The following is a 16475-nucleotide window of genomic DNA, read 5'->3' as shown; positions in this document are numbered from 1 at the left end:
GCGGAAGCGTGCGCAATCGTGGGGAGCGCAGGGCGGCCGAGGCAGCTCCCTGGCGGTTCACCGAGAGCCGCCTGCCCGAGTTCACCCCGGGGACCCTGGACGCCCCCGCCATCCTGAAGTCGGTCAACGACACGCTCCTGCCCGTGGTGGAGAAGGAGTTGGAGGAGGCGACGGAGAAACTGGGCGCAGCCTTGGCGGACAAGGAGACCGAGGCCGATCTGGTCTCCGCCTTCCGGACCGAGCTGATGCGCCGAGTGCTTCCCCAGTTCACCGAAGCGGTCCGCAGCGGCGTGCTGGAAAGCATCCGAACGCGCCAGATGCACCTGGCGCAGCTGGCCGTTCTTCACCGGCAGGCGCTGGAGGCGAAGACCTTGAGGGTGGTGCTGACCCGCATCGATGACGAGGCGGCGAAGGCAGGTCTGCAGGTTGTCGGCGACACCGGCGATCAGTCGCTGTTCAACGTCGTGGAGGACCAGCCCGGCGTGATGAAGACAGGCCCGGTCATCTTCGAACTCGTCGCACCGGCCTACGTCGACAAGGAGTCCGGAAAGCTTGTCGAACGCGGCTGGCTGCGGGCCGTTGCCAAGGTTCCACCCGAGGAAATGACGCCCGGGCAGAGGCGTAGAGCAACCCATGGCGAAGGTGGGAGGAAGCAGCCGGAGAAGAAGGAAGCGGCTCCTGTACAGCAGGAGAGGAAAAAGCGCCACCGGGGTCAGGAACCCGAAAAGCAGCAGAACAGAGGCAACGGGCGGCGAAACGGCGGGTCGCGTCCTGGCCCTGAAGGAAACGGGGACCGCCGGACGAAGCGGAGGGGAACGCGATGACTTTCGGTATCGACTTCGGCACCAGCAACTCCGTGGTGGCCCACTGGAACGGGCACACCACCGAAGTGCTGCCGGTCGACGGCGACAACGTGCCCGCCCAGTGGCAGATGTCCGAGTTCGAGCAGCTCTTCCCCTCCGTGCTGTCCGTCCGCGACCTCCAGCGCACACTCTGCTTCGGCTGGGAGGCGAAGACCGGCACGAGCGAGCCGCTCGACGCAGTGAAGCGCATGCTCGGCACGCGCTCCGGTGCCGAGAAGGACGGCGACACCGACGGCCTTGAGGTCACGGCCCAGCTCGAGGAGCACCACGTCTGGGTCGGCTCGGAGAAGTTCCACAGCACGGTCGCGGCCGCCTCCCTGTTCAGCCGCATGAAGGAAGGCGTCTCCGCCCAACTGCTCGACCTCTCCGACGCGGTCGTCACCGTCCCCGCCAACGCCACAGGCGGCGCCCGCTACCGCACCCGTGCCGCGGCAGCGCTCGGCGGAGTGAAGGTCCGGGCCCTGCTCAACGAGCCCACCGCGGCTGCGATCTCGTACGCCCACGACGTCCCGATCCCCGGCCGTTTCCTCGTATTCGACTGGGGCGGCGGCACCATCGACGTCACCGTCCTCGAATACGACGACGGCCTCTTCGAGGAGCAGACCTCCCGCGGTATCACCGCCCTCGGAGGCCTGGAGTTCGACAACGCACTGGCCAAGCTGATCCAGCAGAAGATGGGTCTGACCGCGGACCAACTCACCAAGGCCGAACGACGCCGGTGGCGCCGGTCGGTCGAGCTGACGAAGATCGCCCTGTCCTCCGTGCCGATGGACGGCGCGCTCTTCTTCGACCTCCCGGTCGGCCTCGCCCCCTCGATCTCGAGGCGCGAGGTCAGGATCACCGCGGCCGAGTACACCGAGGCGATCACCCCGCTCATCACCCGAGCCATGGAGCCGGTCCAGCAGGCGCTGGAGGACCTGGCCATCACTGCGGACGACATCGACTCCATCCTGATGATCGGCGGCACCTCGCAGATCCCCCAGGTGCGTCACGCCCTGGGCGAGCTCCTCGGCCACGACCGCATCGTCGACAGCGGCCTATGCCGGCCCATGACCGCCGTCGCCCGAGGTGCAGCCATCTACGCGGCCTCCCTAGACGGCGAACTCGGCGACGACAGCGACTTCTCCCTGGTGACCAGCTACGACCTGGGCACGGCCTTCGGCGCGGGCGGACAGAAGGGCTTTCGCGTCATCATCCGACGCAATGCCACGCTTCCCGCGGAGGGTTCGTCCACCTTCCACCCAGAAACGCCGGGCGCTTCTTCCGTGCGCGTGACGGTGATCGAGGGGGAGGTCGGCTACCCGGCCGACAGCGACCGTTCCTTCCCCCTGGCCAACATCGAGGTGCCTCTCCCGACCCGCGAACGGGACGTCCGCCGGAACATGATCGAGGTCAAGTTCCGTTACAACGAGAGCGGCATCCTACGCTTCACCGCCACCCACGCGGAGACCGGCGTGGTGCTTGAGGAGCGTGAGATCGACTCCTTCGGCCCCGACGGCACCCCACTGCAACAGGGCCTCGACGACGAGCTGACCCGCCTTCTGGCCCACACTGTCCGCCCGTTCGCCGACGGCTCCTCCAGCGTCCGACACCTATCGGCAGCCGAAACGGCCAACGCCCGCCCCGCACCGATCGACATGTCCGTGCGTGTGGTGGAGGCCGACCCTGCCGTAACGGTCAACGGGGAGCCGCAGGGAGTGGTGACGAGGGGACTTTGACCAGCCTCTGGGCTCTGTGGCGGAAATTTCCGGGGTGCGCCAGTAGCTCGCTCCACTGTCTGGGACGGGACTATACGGTCTTCTTCGCTGTAACGCCCGATCAAGCAAGAACAGCTGTCAAAGAAATCAAGGCAGGTACGTCGTGCCACGATGACGCGTCAGATGAGGAAGAGGGGGGCGACGTTAGCCATGCGGTACGACCAGAGCCAGGCGGACAAGCTTGATGAGATGATGCTCGAACTGCTGCTGCCGGAAAGCGCGGTGGACTCACTGGGGCGGTGGCTAGCCGACCCAGAGCGCGGTCAACGGTACGCGAACGGGAGTGGCCCTCACAGCATCCCGTACACGCCATCCAAGTGGATAGTCGTAGCGCCGTGGCCCGGCACCTTCGCCGACCGGGCGGCGGCCGATTCGGCCTCGGTGAGCCGAGCCGAGGTCGTGGCCGCGGTCCGGGCCGCAGAGCAGTCCGAGAGCTGGGCAGAGGCGTTCGTGGCCACGCAGGTGTGGGGCTACGGTGTTACAGGCTACGGCCCGTACCGCACTCGTCAGGTGCTCGCCCAGCCCAGCGCTGAGGCCGTCCTCACCGAGGCGGTGAGCCTGCTCGTCGACGAGGGCGCGGTCGCAGCCTACGAGGTGCTGAACACTCTCGATGGCCTCGGTCCGGCGTTCCTCACCAAATTCCTCTACTTCGCGGGCCAGGCGCTGCCAGACGTGAAGGGCCCGCGTCCCCTGATCCTCGACAGCGTGCTCGCCGGGGTCCTGCGCAGGCACGCCACGAAGGTTGGACGTGCGGTTGGCTACGAGTGGTCCGAGGCGATCGCCAAGTGGATCTGGCGCGACAGCGGCTGGAGTTCCCACCGTTACGACGTCTACCTCCGGTGGATGTACGCCGCCAACGAGCGACTCGCGGCCGCGTCGATCGACTGGCCCGCAGCCCCAGACGTGCTCGAGCTGGCCCTCTTCAGTGCCGTCTGGGGCCCGGAATAGCTGTATCGCCGGGTGTTCACCTTCCGATGCTCGCTTGGTTCAGGTGCTTGCCCAATGGCCGCAGCCAAGTCCCGAGGCCTCGAACGTCAGCAGACGACGACCGTCCACCTTGGAGATGGTCCCGCCAGGTGGTGTAGGGGATCAAGTCCCGGAACCCGCAGATCGGGGGCCCCGTGCTCATGGGGATGGCCCTTCACCATGACCGATGACCGCCCAGCCTATTCGCGTCAGGCGAAGACTGATTGACGCGACCGGTCGTTGCGAGTCGTGGGCTCCAGATCCGGGCCGTGTTGGCCGACGCCGGGAGACGGTGGGCCCAGGCGCGTGGTGGCTGTGGCGGATGGACCGGTTGCACCTCACAAACGATAGGCGAAGCGGAGCGCGCCGCCCTCCTCGCGGTAGAGCCCGCGGCCGCGCTCGCTGAACGGATTCGGCAGCATGCGCACCTGCCGGTGCTCCGCGTCCAGCACCGAGGTGACCACCAGGATCCGCCAGCGGTCGCTGCCGCCGTACTTCTGCGCCGCCCGTACCTCGGTTTCGCCGAGCTCGATCTGCCCGCCCGGCCCCTGGGTGGCCTTGACCTCGTACAACCGCGGACTCCTGCCGGAGCCGACCTTGAAGTCGTAGCCGAGGCTGTCGTCTCCGGCAGGCCCGGGGAAGACGTGGGTCCGGTTGCCGGAGACCCAGCTGGTCTCGTCGGTCGCTCGGTCCTGCTCGCGAAGCCATTGGTACGCGTACCACTCGCCCACGAAGCCGATCGCCGAGCGCTGGGCCGATGACAGCCCGCGTTCCCCGTCGACGCGCACGCCTGGCCGTCCGCCCGAGGAGCTAGCCGCCCTCCGAGGCGGGATCGGCTTCAGCGCTGCCCAGCGCCTTCGGGCACTGCCGCTGAGGGGCGGGCCGGATTCCAGAGCGCGGCGCAGCTCCGAGGCCAGCTCGGTGAAGTCGCCGGATTCGATGTCGAAGTCCCGTTCACCGATGGAGATGATCCGCTGGCGCTTGGCCCGTTCGATGCGGGCCTGCTCCGCGGCGTTCCGTACTCGGTCCAACTCGGCGGGAGTGAGCCCGTGTGCCTGGGGCTCCGCGGAGGCAGCCATGTCCGTCGGCCACTGGCCCAGGGCCGCGAGCCAGCCGACGACATCGTCGGCCGAGAGCTCGCGGAAGTCGAGCGCGCCCGCCTCGTCCAGCAGGTCGGTGATCTCCTCAGCAGCGGCCGCCTTCGCCAGCACCGCAGGCAGCGGCCGTTTCGCCGCCTTCACCAGGGCGACCAGATCGGGTGTCTTCTTGGTGATGACGGCATGGTTGTGGCTGCGCAACCTGTCCATGGCGGCGAGCCGTTCGCCTTTGGCCGGGGCGGACGCCCCCAGACGGGCGGTGAGTGCCTGCTCGACAACGGCCCGCAGCAGGCCGTCGTCGGCGCTGTCGACGGTGAGGGCCCACTCTTCCGGAGCAGTGATCCACTTCAGGGAGCGGGTGGTGGGCCAGTCGGCGATGGGCCTACGGGCATCGAACTCTGCCCGACGGGCCCAGCGCAGCCGGTCGATGAGGGTGCCGCGACCGAGATCCACGTGTCGGCGTACGGCCTCGTCGTGGGCCTCGGCGTGGCTGATCGGCCGGTACCGTGGCGCGAGCCCTGCCAGCGTGCGGTTCAGGTCCGCGAAGTCGACTTCGGCCAGGACCCGGAGGCCGTCGATGTCCCGCGCGACGCGCGCGGCCTCGATGAGCTGCGCGGAGGGCAGGGGAAGGGCGTCCGAGTACGGTTCGAGGCGGGCGAGGAACTCCCGGGCGTCGGCCGGAGCCGGGTCCGTCAGCTTTCTAGCCTGGTCGGCGCCGAGGGCGTGTACGAGGAAGGGGTGGCAGCGCTCCAGCACGCCCGCGAGGGACCCGTCGAGGCGGTGAGCGGTCTCCCTGACCTGGTGGACGGAGAGATCGAGCACCGCCGCGAGCTGGCGATCGGTCGGTTCTTCGAGGGATGCGTGCTCGCGCTCCAGTTCGCGGGCGGCGAGCTTGAGCGGGACGGCGTACTCCGGACGGTCCAGTACTTGGCTGACCGCGTAGCCGATCCGGGCCACGAAGTCCCAGGAAAGGGGCAGGTCTGGGGTGAGGACCAGCGGGTGGGAGGGGTCGGGCAGGGGGAGCATGCCGTCCTGCCGTTCCGGGAGTTCCACGGCAGCCCCGTCGAGGGTGATCTTCAGCGAGACGTAGCGGTGGATGCGGACGCGGCGGACGGCGGCGACGAAATCGGTGAGCTCGGCGTCGGTCGGACGGCCGCCCCGGGGCGGATGGTCGGCCAGGACGCCCACCGCGAGTGGAAGCCACGGCAGCTCGTCGACGAGCGGCGTTCCAAGCCCTTCCGTGGTGCCGGAGGTTCCGACGATTGTGGTGCCGGAGGTGCTGACGATTTCGACCGACAGGTCAGCGTCGTCGGCGTGCCGTATCGCGTCCGGGCAGCGGTGGCGGAGGATGCGGGTGACTTCAGCCGCCGCCCCCGGCACCACGAGCAGCGGAAGCTTGAGCTCCCTGGCCAGGCGTGCCTTCAGATTGTCCCGGTCCCCGGTGACGTACAGCCGTACTGAGCCGTCGAGGAGCGTAGCGAAGTTGACCGCGATGAGCTGCTTGCCCCGCTCTGCGAGCAGGGCCGAGCCGATGAGCGGCTCGATTGACGCCGCTTGTGCGGCCAGGTTCTGCCAGGCACGCTCGTTTGCCCGCTGAAGGGCGGGCCGGTCCCCGTCGTCCACGGCATCCGACTTCACCAGCTCGCCCAGGGTGGCGATGAGCCGGGCGCTGTCCCTGTGGTCGCCCCAGGTCGGCAACCCGGCATCGCGCAGCCGGCGCAGGGCCTGATCGTCGTCCAGCAGGGGGCGGAGCTGCCGCAGGATGGTCGGGGCGAAGGCCGGCTCCTGCTCAAGGATTGCGGGGACATGCCAAGCTTCGTCCGGCCGGACGAAGCGGACGGTGCCGCCACGGCCTCGCACCGGGAGCCAGGGCTGGCCGCGGACGAAGGCGGACAGGGGGGTCGGGACGTGCTGCAGATCCTGGTTGCCCGTCCGGTCCCGGTTCCAGACGCTGGTGAGGTGAGTATTGCTCCACCGGGCCAGGCCGTGCAGGACCAGTCGTGCATAGGCGATGCGGCCCGGTTCGCTCAGCCGCCCGGCGACGTCCTGGCCCGGCAGCCGGAACGCGGGGGTTCCGACGTACGGGGTGTAGGGATGGGCGACACGGCTTCGCGCGCGGTCGATGAACGGCCGCCACTGATCGGCGACCTCGACAGACACCTTTGCCATGCTGATCAGGTTGCTCGTGGTGAGCGCGCTACCCTCGGCTACCTTCTCCGCGCCGGATGACATTACGGGAAGCAGTCCGTCGGTGACGCCGAGATCGCTGAGGAACTCCCGCCACTCCTCCCGGGTTTCGCCCCGTCTTAGGAAGGCCTCGGGTGGCGCCACGAGCTGCTGTGCCATGAAGCGGAGGCCGGCCGAGGACTCCCGTCCCTCGGCCACGACGGAGGCGAGCTCGTCACCGTGGGTCCCCGTCCATCCGGCCCCGAAAGCGGCGCCGGCCGCTTTGATGGCGGGGCCCTCGGCCGAGGGAACGTACAGCCCCAGCGGACGCAGCTGCAGAGATTGTGCGGACTGCCTCGACCGGTAGAGGCGGAACACGAAGCGGAGGGCCTGGTCGCGCAGCCGCGCCGAGTTGCTCTCGGTGAGGGCGCGGCGGACGTGGTCGAGTAGGCCGGCGGCGTCGAAACGCCGGACGAGCCTGAAGCGTTCCAGGAACAACCGGGCTTCCTGGCGTCGTACGTGGCCTTCCTCCTCCACCCAGTTCAGCCCCGGGTGCAGATAGAACATGCGCTTCTTCAAGGCGTCGGGCACGGCCAGGCCCTCGTCGCCCGCTGTTTCGCCACGAGCCGGCTGGAAAAAGGCCTCCCGCCTGGCCGCCCTGCGCCGCGAGCCGTCCTTTGTGTCCGTGGCAGAGCCACCGTTGGCACGCCGGAGCTTCCCATCGTCCGCCAGCAACAGCTTCCTGCCCTGCAGTACTCCGCCCTCGTCCTTGAACAGCAGGGCGAGATCGGCGTAAACGCCGTTCCAGTCGTCGACGGGAGCATCGGGAGCGGGCAGCGGCAGGGTCCCCACGATCCGCTCGGCGTGGTCCGCCCGCTGCTGTGCCGAGGGCTCCAAGGGGCACTTGAGCGCCTCGCACAACCTCGCGAGACGCTTCAGGGGCTTGGCCCCGACGGCCGGATCCGCCACGGCGATGCCGACCGCCCCGGCCGCCTCGGCCGTGAGTACCGACAGCCCGAGCTCGGGCCAGAGCACGGAATCGCGGGGCGTGCCCCAGGAACCGTGCGGGGCCTCCCGGTTCAGGAGTGGTACGACGGGAACGTCCGCGAACTCAGCCCCGTGCACCTGGTTCGCCGCTTCGCGCAGCAGGTTGTGGGAGCGCGGTGCGCGTGGCACTCGACGATTTCTCGGGGGCTTCCTCGGGGGATGAGCCGGAGAACGAACGCCACTGGGAGTTTGGCCATCCCTTCGTGAAGGACGACGACGGTATGGACACTCTGAGCGACGAGACGCGCGAACAGTTCGATCACAGAGAAGCAGGGTTCACGCCTGAGGAGCGGGAGAAGGCTACCGCTGACCTCCGGGTGCTGGTCACGGCACACTCCCTGGGTGGTGGGAGGTGGGCTTCACTGGATGACGCCGGCAGCGGGATCTTTGCGGAGCCGTATGACTCTGACGGTTTCTACATGACGGTCCAAGCACCGGAACCTGGTGATGACGACGCTTCTTGGGAGATCGAGGTCGGGCGCTGGGAGCCGGACGACCCCGACGAAGAGTACGGAGACCACACCAGTGCGACGGGCAGCCCCGTGATCGGCTGTGCTCTTCCGGTTGCACCGAGCGCCGACGAGATCGCCCACTTGTTGAAGTCCGTGGACGGGAAACCACTGCTGCTTGCTGAGTGGGCCGAGGCGCCAGTGGGAGCGGTCCTCGCAGGGACGACGATGGTGGTGACCGAGCGCTACGACTCCTGATCGAGTGCACGGCAAGGGCGTCGTGATGTCAGCGCGGCGGACCAACCATGGCCGACTTCTGCACGCCTCGCCGGTGCTCCAGCCGCCGTGGTCATCCCGGAAGAGGATGCCCACGGCACCAGGCTGGTGCCCGTCGCAATCCCGATAGGCTGGGGTTGTCCTAACGGAGGTTGGCGGACACCAACAAGGACAATCCGCAGCGGCAGGTCCGGCTGAGCTTCCTCGGCTGACCCGGCCGACCACGCAAGGGGCCCTAGCCCGGCCGTGTGACCTGTACGGCTGAACGGGCGCCGGGTGGCGTGCCGGGGGCCCCGGCCACGGGGCGGGGTGCTTTCGTCTGTGCCCGGGCCGGGTACGCGGTCCTGTGCGTCCGATCCGGGGCGGCTCAGGGTCACCCTTCCTCGCCGCCTCCCGGCCGGCGTGCCCGCCGTGGGCGGGCGCTGCGTTCTACGTCGGAAGGAGAGACCGTGGCGACCAGTGTCAACCCGCTTCAGGCGGCCGGGTCCGTGCAGTTGCTCAAGGGGCAGAAGGCGCTGGTGACCGGTGCCAACTCGGGCATCGGGCTGGCGACCGCCGTCGCGCTGGGCCGGGCCGGAGCGGACGTCGTGGTGAACTACGTGGCGGGCGCGGACGAGGCCGAGAAGGTCGTGGCGCAGATCAAGGAGTTCGGGGTCCGCGCCTACGCCCACGAAGCCGATGTGTCGAACGAGGAGCAGGTCGTCGGCATGGTGGCGCGCATGGTCGAGGAGTTCGGCACCATCGACGTGATGGTGGCCAACGCGGGCCTCCAGCGGGACGCCCATGTGACGGAGATGTCGCTCGCCGAGTGGCAGAAGGTCATCGACGTCAATCTGACCGGTCAGTTCCTCTGCGCGCGGGAGGCCGCCAAGGAGTTCATGCGGCGCGGCGTGGTCGAGGAGGTGTCCCGTTCGGCCGGGAAGATCATCTGCATGAGTTCGGTCCACCAGATCATCCCCTGGTCGGGACACGTGAACTACGCCTCCTCCAAGGGCGGCGTCGGCATGCTGATGCAGACCCTCGCCCAGGAGCTGGCGCCCCATCGGATCAGGGTCAACGCGATCGCGCCGGGTGCCATTCGCACCCCGATCAACCGCGACGCCTGGTCCACCCCCGAGGCGGAGGCCGACCTGATCCGGCTGATCCCCTACCGCCGGGTGGGCGACCCGGAGGACATCGCCAACGCCGTCGTCGCCGTGGCCTCCGACCTGCTCGACTACATGGTCGGCACCACGCTCTACGTCGACGGCGGGATGACGCTCTTCCCCGGTTTCGCCACGGGCGGCTGAGCCCTCGTACAGGACCGCGGTGAAGGGTCGCCCGATCCTCCGGGCGCCGCGCGGTCGATCGCACGGCCAGGCCGCCCACCCCGCCCTCCGCGGGACCGAACCACGAGGACACCTTGCTCAGCACAGCGATCCATCTCGCGGACGCCCCGCCTCAACTCCTGCCCGCCCGCGAGCTGATGGCCTTCACTCTCGGTGCGCACATCCTGCTGGTCCCGTTCGGTGTCGCGCTGCCGTTCATCACGCTGCTGATGCATCATCGCGGGCTGCGGCGCAACGACCCCGTCGCCCTCAAACTCGCCCGGCGCTGGTCCGCGGTGATGGCCGTCCAGTTCGCCATCGGTGTCGTCACCGGCACGGTGCTCTCCTTCGAGCTCGGTCTGCTATGGCCCGGCATGATGGGACGCTGGGGCGACGTCTTCGGACTGGGATTCGGCATCGAGGCATGGGCGTTCTTCCTGGAAGCCGTCCTGATCGCCGTCTACCTCTACGGATGGCGCCGTCTGAAGCCGTGGACCCATTTCTGGCTGGGCGCGCCGCTGCCGCTCGCGGCCCTGATGGGGGCGTTCGGCATCATCGCGGCCAACTCCTGGATGAACACCCCGCAAGGCTTCCGCCTCGACGCCCAGGGCAACCCCGTAGACGTCGACGTGCGGCAGTCGATCTTCACCCCGATGTTCGGCCCGGAGTACTGGCACTTCGTGGTCGCGATGTTCATGACTGCCGGATACGTGGTCGCCGGGGTGTATGCCGTGGGCTGGTTGCGCGGCCGACGCGACCGGTACCACTGGCTCGGCTTCACGCTGCCGTTCACCGTGGCCGCGATCCTCACGCCGGTCCAGTTCATGGTCGGCGACTCCGCCGCCCGCGCCGTGTTCCACAAGCAGCCGGTGAAGTTCGCCGCCATGGAACTGGTCTGGGAGACCGACACCCATGTCCCGGAGTACCTGTTCGGACGCCTGAACAGCGACGGCTCGATCTCCGGGGGCATCAAGATTCCCCAACTGGACTCGATCCTCGCGGGGTTCAAGCCGAGTACTCAGGTGACCGGGCTGACATCGGTACCGCAGTCCGACCGGCCCACCGCCGTTCAGGCCACCATCGCCCACTGGGCCTTCGACATCATGGTCATCATCGGCAGCCTGCTGATCCTGCTCGCTCTCTGGTACGCGTGGAGCTGGTGGCGGCACCGGGATCTGCCTCCCAACCGCTGGTTCTTCCGCTGCGCGGCGGTCGCGGGAGTCGCGTGCCTGGTCACCGTGGAGTGCGGCTGGATCACGACGGAAGTGGGCCGCCAACCCTGGATCGTCTACAACCAGATGAGGGTCTCCGAGGCGGTGACCGACACCCGCGCCGGATCGCTGTGGGCGATGCTCGGCATCGTCATGGTCGTGTACGTGCTGATGTTCGGCGCGTTCCTGGCGATCGTGCTGAAGATGCGCACCCGGTGGCGTATCGCCGACGAGGCCACGGCCGCGGTGCCGGGCGGCGCGGAACCGGAGACCGACACCCCCTACGGACCCAGGGCCGCCCAGCCGGGTGCCGCGGCCGGCTCCGAGCGCACGACGGGCGGTGCGTCCTGATGGCGGAACTCATCGCATGGGTGCTGGTCGTCGTCATCGCCGCCTATGCCTGCGCCGGGGGCACCGACTACGGCGCGGGGTTCTGGGACCTGCTGGCCGGAGGCGCGGAGCGGGGCAAGCGGCCCCGCTGGCTCATCGACCACGCGATGGCACCGGTCTGGGAGGTCAACAACGTCTGGCTGATCTTCGTCCTGGTCGTCATGTGGACCGGCTTCCCGACGATGTTCCAGGCCGTCTTCGAGGCGATGTGGCTGCCGCTCGCCCTCGCGGCCGTCGGCCTCGTGCTGCGCGGAGCCGGATTCGCCCTGCGCAAGCCCACCCACCGCCTGGCCCAACGCCGTATCTACGGCGCTGCGTTCGCGGTCTCGTCGCTGCTCACGCCCTTCTTCTTCGGGGCGGTCCTCGGCGGCATCGCAGCCGGCCGGGTCCAGGTCGGCACGACCGCCTCCGTGGACGCGTGGGCCAACCCGACCTCGGTCCTCACCGGCCTGCTCACCGTCACGGCCACCGCGTTCCTCGGGGCGGTGTACCTCTGCTCGGACGCACGCCGGTTCGGCGCGGACGACCTCGTCGACTACTTCCGCCCACGGGCGCTGGCCGCCTTCGCCGCGGTCGTCGTCCTCGCCCTCGTCGCCCTGCCCGTCACGCACGACGACGCCCGGCACGTCTGGGACGGCCTGACCGGAGGCATGGGCCTGCTGCTGGTTGTCCTGGCCGCGGTCTGCGGAGTGGCCACGGTGTACTTCCTGCTGCGCCGCTCCCTGCGCTGGACGCGCTACACCTCGGCGGCGAGCGTGGCGCTCACCGTCCTCGCCTGGGGCTTCGCGCAGCGGCCGTACATGCTGCCCACCACCCTGACGGTGACCGACGCGGCGGGCGATCCCGAGACCCTGAAGTGGCTGACGATCGTCACGGTCATCGCGATCGTGCTGATCGGTCCGCTGCTGGTGCTGCTCTTCCGGCTGGACACCAAGGGGGGAGTTGGAGCCGCTCACCGACGCCGACACGCAGGCGGCCCGAGCACCGGGGGACAACCTGTAACGGGCGTCCCTGCCGTCAGCGCAGCCGCTCGGCGATACGGTCACCCACCCGCAGAGCGTTGGCGATGGCGGTCAGCGACGGGTTCACCGCGCCGATGCTCGGGAAGAAGCTGGTGTCCACGACGTAGAGGTTGTCGAGGTCGTGGGCCTTGCAGTCGACGTCCAGGGCCGAGCTGCGCGGGTCGGTGCCGAACCGGACCGTACCGGCCTGGTGGGCGGTCGCGCCGATGGGCATGCCCTTGTGCAGGTAGATGCTGTGCGGCAGCAAGTGGTGCTCGTGCATGCCCAAGTGGCCGAGCAGCCCTTGGAGTTTGTGCTGGAGGCGCTTGAGCCCGGCGATGTTGTTCTTCTCGTCCAGGGCCAGGTGGACGGCGCCGTCCTGGTCGAGGGTGACCCGGTTCTCGGGCTGCGGCAGGTCCTCCCCGCACAGCCAGAAGTCGACGGCGTGGTGCGCGAGCATCTCGAACGGCATGTCCGGAGTGATCGCGCCCGCCCAGCGCGGAGCCTCGCCGTGGATCTGCTCGGCGTCCGACTTGCCCAGCATCTGGATGCCGCCGAGCGGGAAGTCCCAGTCGTCCGCCCCGAGATACCAGTCGTTGAGCGCCAGCGTCTTCTGGAACCTGGTGGGGTTCGGCTCCTTCGACACCGCCATCAGCGCCAGGTTGTTGTGGCGCATGTAGTAACGCCCCACCACGTCCGAGCTGTTGGCCAGGCCGCCGGGATGCCTGTCGTTCGCCGAACGCAGCAGCAGTGCCGCGGAGTTCACCGCACCGCAAGCCACGACGACGATGTCGGCGCTGAAGCCCTCCGTCGACCCGTCGCCGAGTTCGGCGACGACCCGTGTGACGGTGCGCCCGGTCGGATCGGTCTCCAGGCGCCGGACGTTGGCCTCCGTCACCATCGTGACGTTGTCGTACGTCAGCGCCGGATCGACACAGATCACCTGGGCGTCGGACTTCGCGCCGAGCAGGCACGGGAAGCCGTCCACGCGGTCGCAGCGGATGCACACACTGTCGTGGGTGGCCCTGCCGTCGGGGTCCTGGGTCAGGTTCACGCCGATCGGCAGATGGAAGGGGTGCAGCCCCTTCTTCTCCAGGTCGTCGCTGAGCTGCTGGATACGCGGCTCGTGCTCCACCGGGGGGTGCGGGTACTGGCCGCTGACGGCGCCCTCGGTCGGGTCCTCGCCGTGTCGGCCGTGCACGAGATAGAGCTGCTCCGCCTGGGTGTAGTACGGCTCCAGATCCTCGTAGCGGATCGGCCAGGCGGGTGAGATGCCGTCGTGGTGGCGCAGCTCGCCGAAGTCCTCGGGGCGGAGGCGGAAGAGCGCGGCGCCGTAGAACTTGGTGTTGCCCCCGACGTAGTAGTTGACCTCGGGAGGGAACGAGTTGCCATGCTTGTCGTACCAGAACTCGGGCGCCCGGTAGCGGCCCTTGACGAAGACCGCCGTGGAGTCCCAGTTGTCCCGCTCCCGCGGCAGATAGCCGCCCCGCTCCAGGATCAGGATCCGCTTGCCGGAGGGGGCCAGCCGGTGGGCGAGCGTGCCGCCGCCGGCTCCCGTACCGATGATGATGACGTCGTAGTGCTGATCGCCGGTCATACGGGGTCCTGTTCTGGTGCAACGCGGCAATGGTGCATTCGGTGCGAATTAGAAGCTATCCGGCTATTCCGGCTATGGCGACCCGGGCGTGTGCCCCGCACGCCCTCAGAATCGCCCTCAGAACACGGCGATCGGGTTGACCGGTGAGCCGGTGGCCCCAGGCAGCCTCAGCGGGGCGACCACGCAGAGGAACGACCAGCGCCCCTCGGCCTCGCAGACCTCCACCAGATCCTCGAACCAGAGGAAGTCCAGGAGATGCAGGCCCATCGCGTGGATCGCGAGCACATGGACGGGGAAGGCCACGCCCTCGGTGGAACTCGGGGCCGTGTCGTTGTTCCCGTCACTGCCGAGTACCGCGACCTGTCGCTCCCTCAGGAACTCCAGCGCGTACGGGTGGAGTCCGGCCCGCAGGCCGGACGTGTCCCACGCCCCCAGCTCGGCGCGGCGCCTGCGGTGGCCGACCCTGACGAAGAGGAGGTCGCCGGCGGACACGTGGACCTGCTGCGCGCGTTCGGCCGCGACGAGGTCGTCCGCCGTCACGTGATCGCCCGGTTCGAGCCAGGGCACTCCCCGAAGCCGTGGAATGTCCAGCAGCACACCACGACCGACGATCCCGTCGCGCGCCGTCTCGACGGTGAGCGCCGTGGCGCCGCTCTCCGTGACGCTGTCGGCGTCCGTTCCGCCGTACAGCGTGCCGTCGTAGATCACGTGACACAGGGCATCCAGGTGGCTGTCGGCGTCCCCGTGCACGTTCATCGCGAAGCGGTCCCGGGCGAACTGGAGTCCATGGGCCTCGATGGCGCCCCGCACGGCGCCGGTCATGACGTGCGCACAGGGTTCCGGGTCGTCGGGCCCCGGCTCCGTCTGCACCCGCGCCGCCATCGTCACCGTACGGCCGGACCGCACCTCGGCCGCGGCCCGCAGTACATGAGCGGGCGTGATCAGGGCGAGGGCGCCGCGCTCACCGGCGCCCTCGGAGGTCCCGCGGCGCAGGCGTGCGTGGAGTGCCGCGAACTCGGCCGCGCTCAACCCTGGTGCTCCCGCCCCCGAGGCCCGCGTGTCCAAGGTCAGCGTCCCTGCTCGTCGTCGAGCGCCCTGTCGAGGGCGGTCGCGGCCATGATGAGGGAGAGGTGGGTGAACGCCTGCGGGAAGTTGCCCAGTTGTTCCCCGCTCGGGCCGATCTCCTCGGCGAACAGGCCGACATGGTTGGCGTACATCTGCATCTTCTCGAAGGTGTAGCGGGCCTGCGGCAATCGCCCCACGTCCGGGGCCCGGAACACGGCGCTGTCACCGTCGAGTTCGAGCCGGTGCGCGGCGCGTCCGTAGTCGAACCGGGGGCGGCAGACGAGCGTGAAGTCGGCGGTGCCCCGTACCGCGCGCACCGCGCGGACGAGGGTATGCCGGTCGGTGGGCTTCCGGGTCCGGTCGGGAGGCATGAAGTCGATGACCTCGCCGACGCCGTCCGACGACACGAACCGGGTCACCAGGATGGCCGTGTCGGGGTAGTACAGCTGCTTGCCGCTCGACTCCGGGTGGTGGAGGGCCAGCTGGAAGTACCCGCCGTTGTCGTGGTCGAGCAGCGCGGCGAAGATGCTGGGGGAGTCGAACCGGGGAGCAGCGAACCAGTCGACGACACCTCGCGACGAGATGAGGGCGGCGGTCTGCAGAACGCCCACCAGGCCATGGTCGGCGATGGGCGGGTAGCGGTCCATGATCACTCCGGTGTTCGGCGATCTCCTGCCAGACCACCATCGCTCACGGTGGTACTCCCCGCACGCCGCGATGATCAGGGGCGGGGGGTGTGGGTTTCGGGTGGGTGGTCTGCCACTACCGGGTAAGCCGCTGGAGTGCGCGCAGGGCCGCTTCCACGACCTCCGTCGTGCTGCCGGAGGCGTCCACGGTCGCGCCCGGTTCGTCGGCTCGCAGGGGCTCAAGGGTTTCGAACTGGGAATCGAGCAGTTCCGGTGGCATGAAGTGCCCCTTGCGGTGGGCGATCCGCTCCGCCGCCACCGCACGGTCCAGGGCCAGATGGAGAAACCACACGTCGGCGCCGGTACTCCGGAACTGATCGCGGTACGCGCGCTTGAGGGCCGAGCACGAGGCGACGCCGCCCCCGTTGCTCGCCGCGGCTTCGATCCACTCCGTGAGGGCCGCCAGCCACGGACGCCGGTCGGTGTCGTCGAGGGGATGCCCGGAGGCCATCTCGGCGCGGTTCGCGGCCGGATGGAGGTCGTCGCCCTCCAGGAAGGGCACACCGAGGCGTTCCGCGAGCAGTGCTCCCACGGTGGACTTCCCGGACGTGGATACGCCCATCACGATGACCACGGGCGAGGAGCCGCTGTTACTGG

At 69.2% G+C, this 16475-nt stretch carries 10 protein-coding genes and 2 pseudogenes; 7 read left to right on the top strand and 5 right to left on the bottom strand.

All coding sequences use genetic code 11. The annotated features are described in order from the left end of the window. Positions 1 to 8 precede the first annotated feature (8 nt). The 3 genes from GA0115233_RS13790 (at position 9) to GA0115233_RS13780 (ending at position 3568) form a co-directional block, all read left to right on the top strand. Positions 9 to 824 (top strand): hypothetical protein, encoded by an 816-nt coding sequence (locus GA0115233_RS13790; RefSeq protein ID WP_093720473.1) that lies wholly within the window; start codon positions 9 to 11, stop codon positions 822 to 824. After that, positions 821 to 2581, top strand: coding sequence for an Hsp70 family protein (locus GA0115233_RS13785; RefSeq protein ID WP_093720472.1), 1761 nt, complete (start codon positions 821 to 823; stop codon positions 2579 to 2581). The genes GA0115233_RS13790 and GA0115233_RS13785 overlap by 4 nt, the downstream gene beginning before the upstream one ends. Before the next feature lie 189 nt (positions 2582 to 2770). Continuing rightward, on the top strand, positions 2771 to 3568 hold the full coding sequence (locus GA0115233_RS13780; RefSeq protein ID WP_141689508.1) for an 8-oxoguanine DNA glycosylase OGG fold protein: 798 nt from the start codon (positions 2771 to 2773) through the stop codon (positions 3566 to 3568). A gap of 356 nt (positions 3569 to 3924) precedes the next feature. On the opposite strand, the gene GA0115233_RS13775 is transcribed toward GA0115233_RS13780, so the two are convergent. Then, positions 3925 to 8025 (bottom strand): protein NO VEIN domain-containing protein, encoded by a 4101-nt coding sequence (locus tag GA0115233_RS13775; RefSeq protein WP_255310173.1) that lies wholly within the window; start codon positions 8023 to 8025, stop codon positions 3925 to 3927. Between GA0115233_RS13775 and GA0115233_RS13770 the strand changes: the two genes are divergently transcribed. From GA0115233_RS13770 to GA0115233_RS13755, 4 genes and pseudogenes are all read left to right on the top strand, one after another. Further along, positions 8019 to 8603, top strand: coding sequence for a hypothetical protein (locus GA0115233_RS13770; protein ID WP_176711767.1), 585 nt, complete (start codon positions 8019 to 8021; stop codon positions 8601 to 8603). The two genes, GA0115233_RS13775 and GA0115233_RS13770, sit on opposite strands and share 7 nt — an antisense overlap. Positions 8604 to 9070: 467 nt before the next feature. Beyond that, on the top strand, positions 9071 to 9910 hold the full coding sequence (locus GA0115233_RS13765; protein ID WP_255310172.1) for an SDR family oxidoreductase: 840 nt from the start codon (positions 9071 to 9073) through the stop codon (positions 9908 to 9910). Positions 9911 to 10086: 176 nt separating this feature from the next. After that, on the top strand, positions 10087 to 11490 hold the full coding sequence (locus GA0115233_RS13760) for a cytochrome ubiquinol oxidase subunit I (protein ID WP_093720483.1): 1404 nt from the start codon (positions 10087 to 10089) through the stop codon (positions 11488 to 11490). Then, a pseudogene (locus tag GA0115233_RS13755) lies at positions 11490 to 12395 on the top strand (cytochrome d ubiquinol oxidase subunit II); the annotation flags it as partial. The gene GA0115233_RS13760 and the pseudogene GA0115233_RS13755, both read left to right, overlap by 1 nt. Before the next feature lie 151 nt (positions 12396 to 12546). On the opposite strand, the gene GA0115233_RS13750 reads toward GA0115233_RS13755, so the two are convergent. From GA0115233_RS13750 to GA0115233_RS13735, 4 genes and pseudogenes are all read right to left on the bottom strand, one after another. Beyond that, on the bottom strand, positions 12547 to 14127 hold the full coding sequence (locus tag GA0115233_RS13750; protein WP_093720470.1) for a GMC oxidoreductase: 1581 nt from the start codon (positions 14125 to 14127) through the stop codon (positions 12547 to 12549). Between the two features lie 117 nt (positions 14128 to 14244). Beyond that, positions 14245 to 15156 (bottom strand): cyclase family protein, encoded by a 912-nt coding sequence (locus tag GA0115233_RS13745; RefSeq protein WP_093720469.1) that lies wholly within the window; start codon positions 15154 to 15156, stop codon positions 14245 to 14247. A 53-nt stretch (positions 15157 to 15209) separates the two neighbouring features. Then, positions 15210 to 15839 (bottom strand): annotated as a pseudogene (locus tag GA0115233_RS13740) (trehalase-like domain-containing protein); the annotation flags it as partial. Between the two features lie 115 nt (positions 15840 to 15954). After that, complete coding sequence (locus tag GA0115233_RS13735) at positions 15955 to 16440, bottom strand: gluconokinase (RefSeq protein ID WP_093720482.1); 486 nt, start codon at positions 16438 to 16440, stop codon at positions 15955 to 15957. Between the last annotated feature and the right edge of the window lie 35 nt (positions 16441 to 16475).

It is taken from the genome of Streptomyces sp. DI166 (assembly GCF_900091315.1).
In the GTDB taxonomy this organism is placed as follows: Bacteria; Actinomycetota; Actinomycetes; order Streptomycetales; family Streptomycetaceae; genus Streptomyces; species Streptomyces fuscus.
Note: the sequence above shows the minus strand (reverse complement) of the source record. Positions and strands in the feature narration are given on the sequence as shown.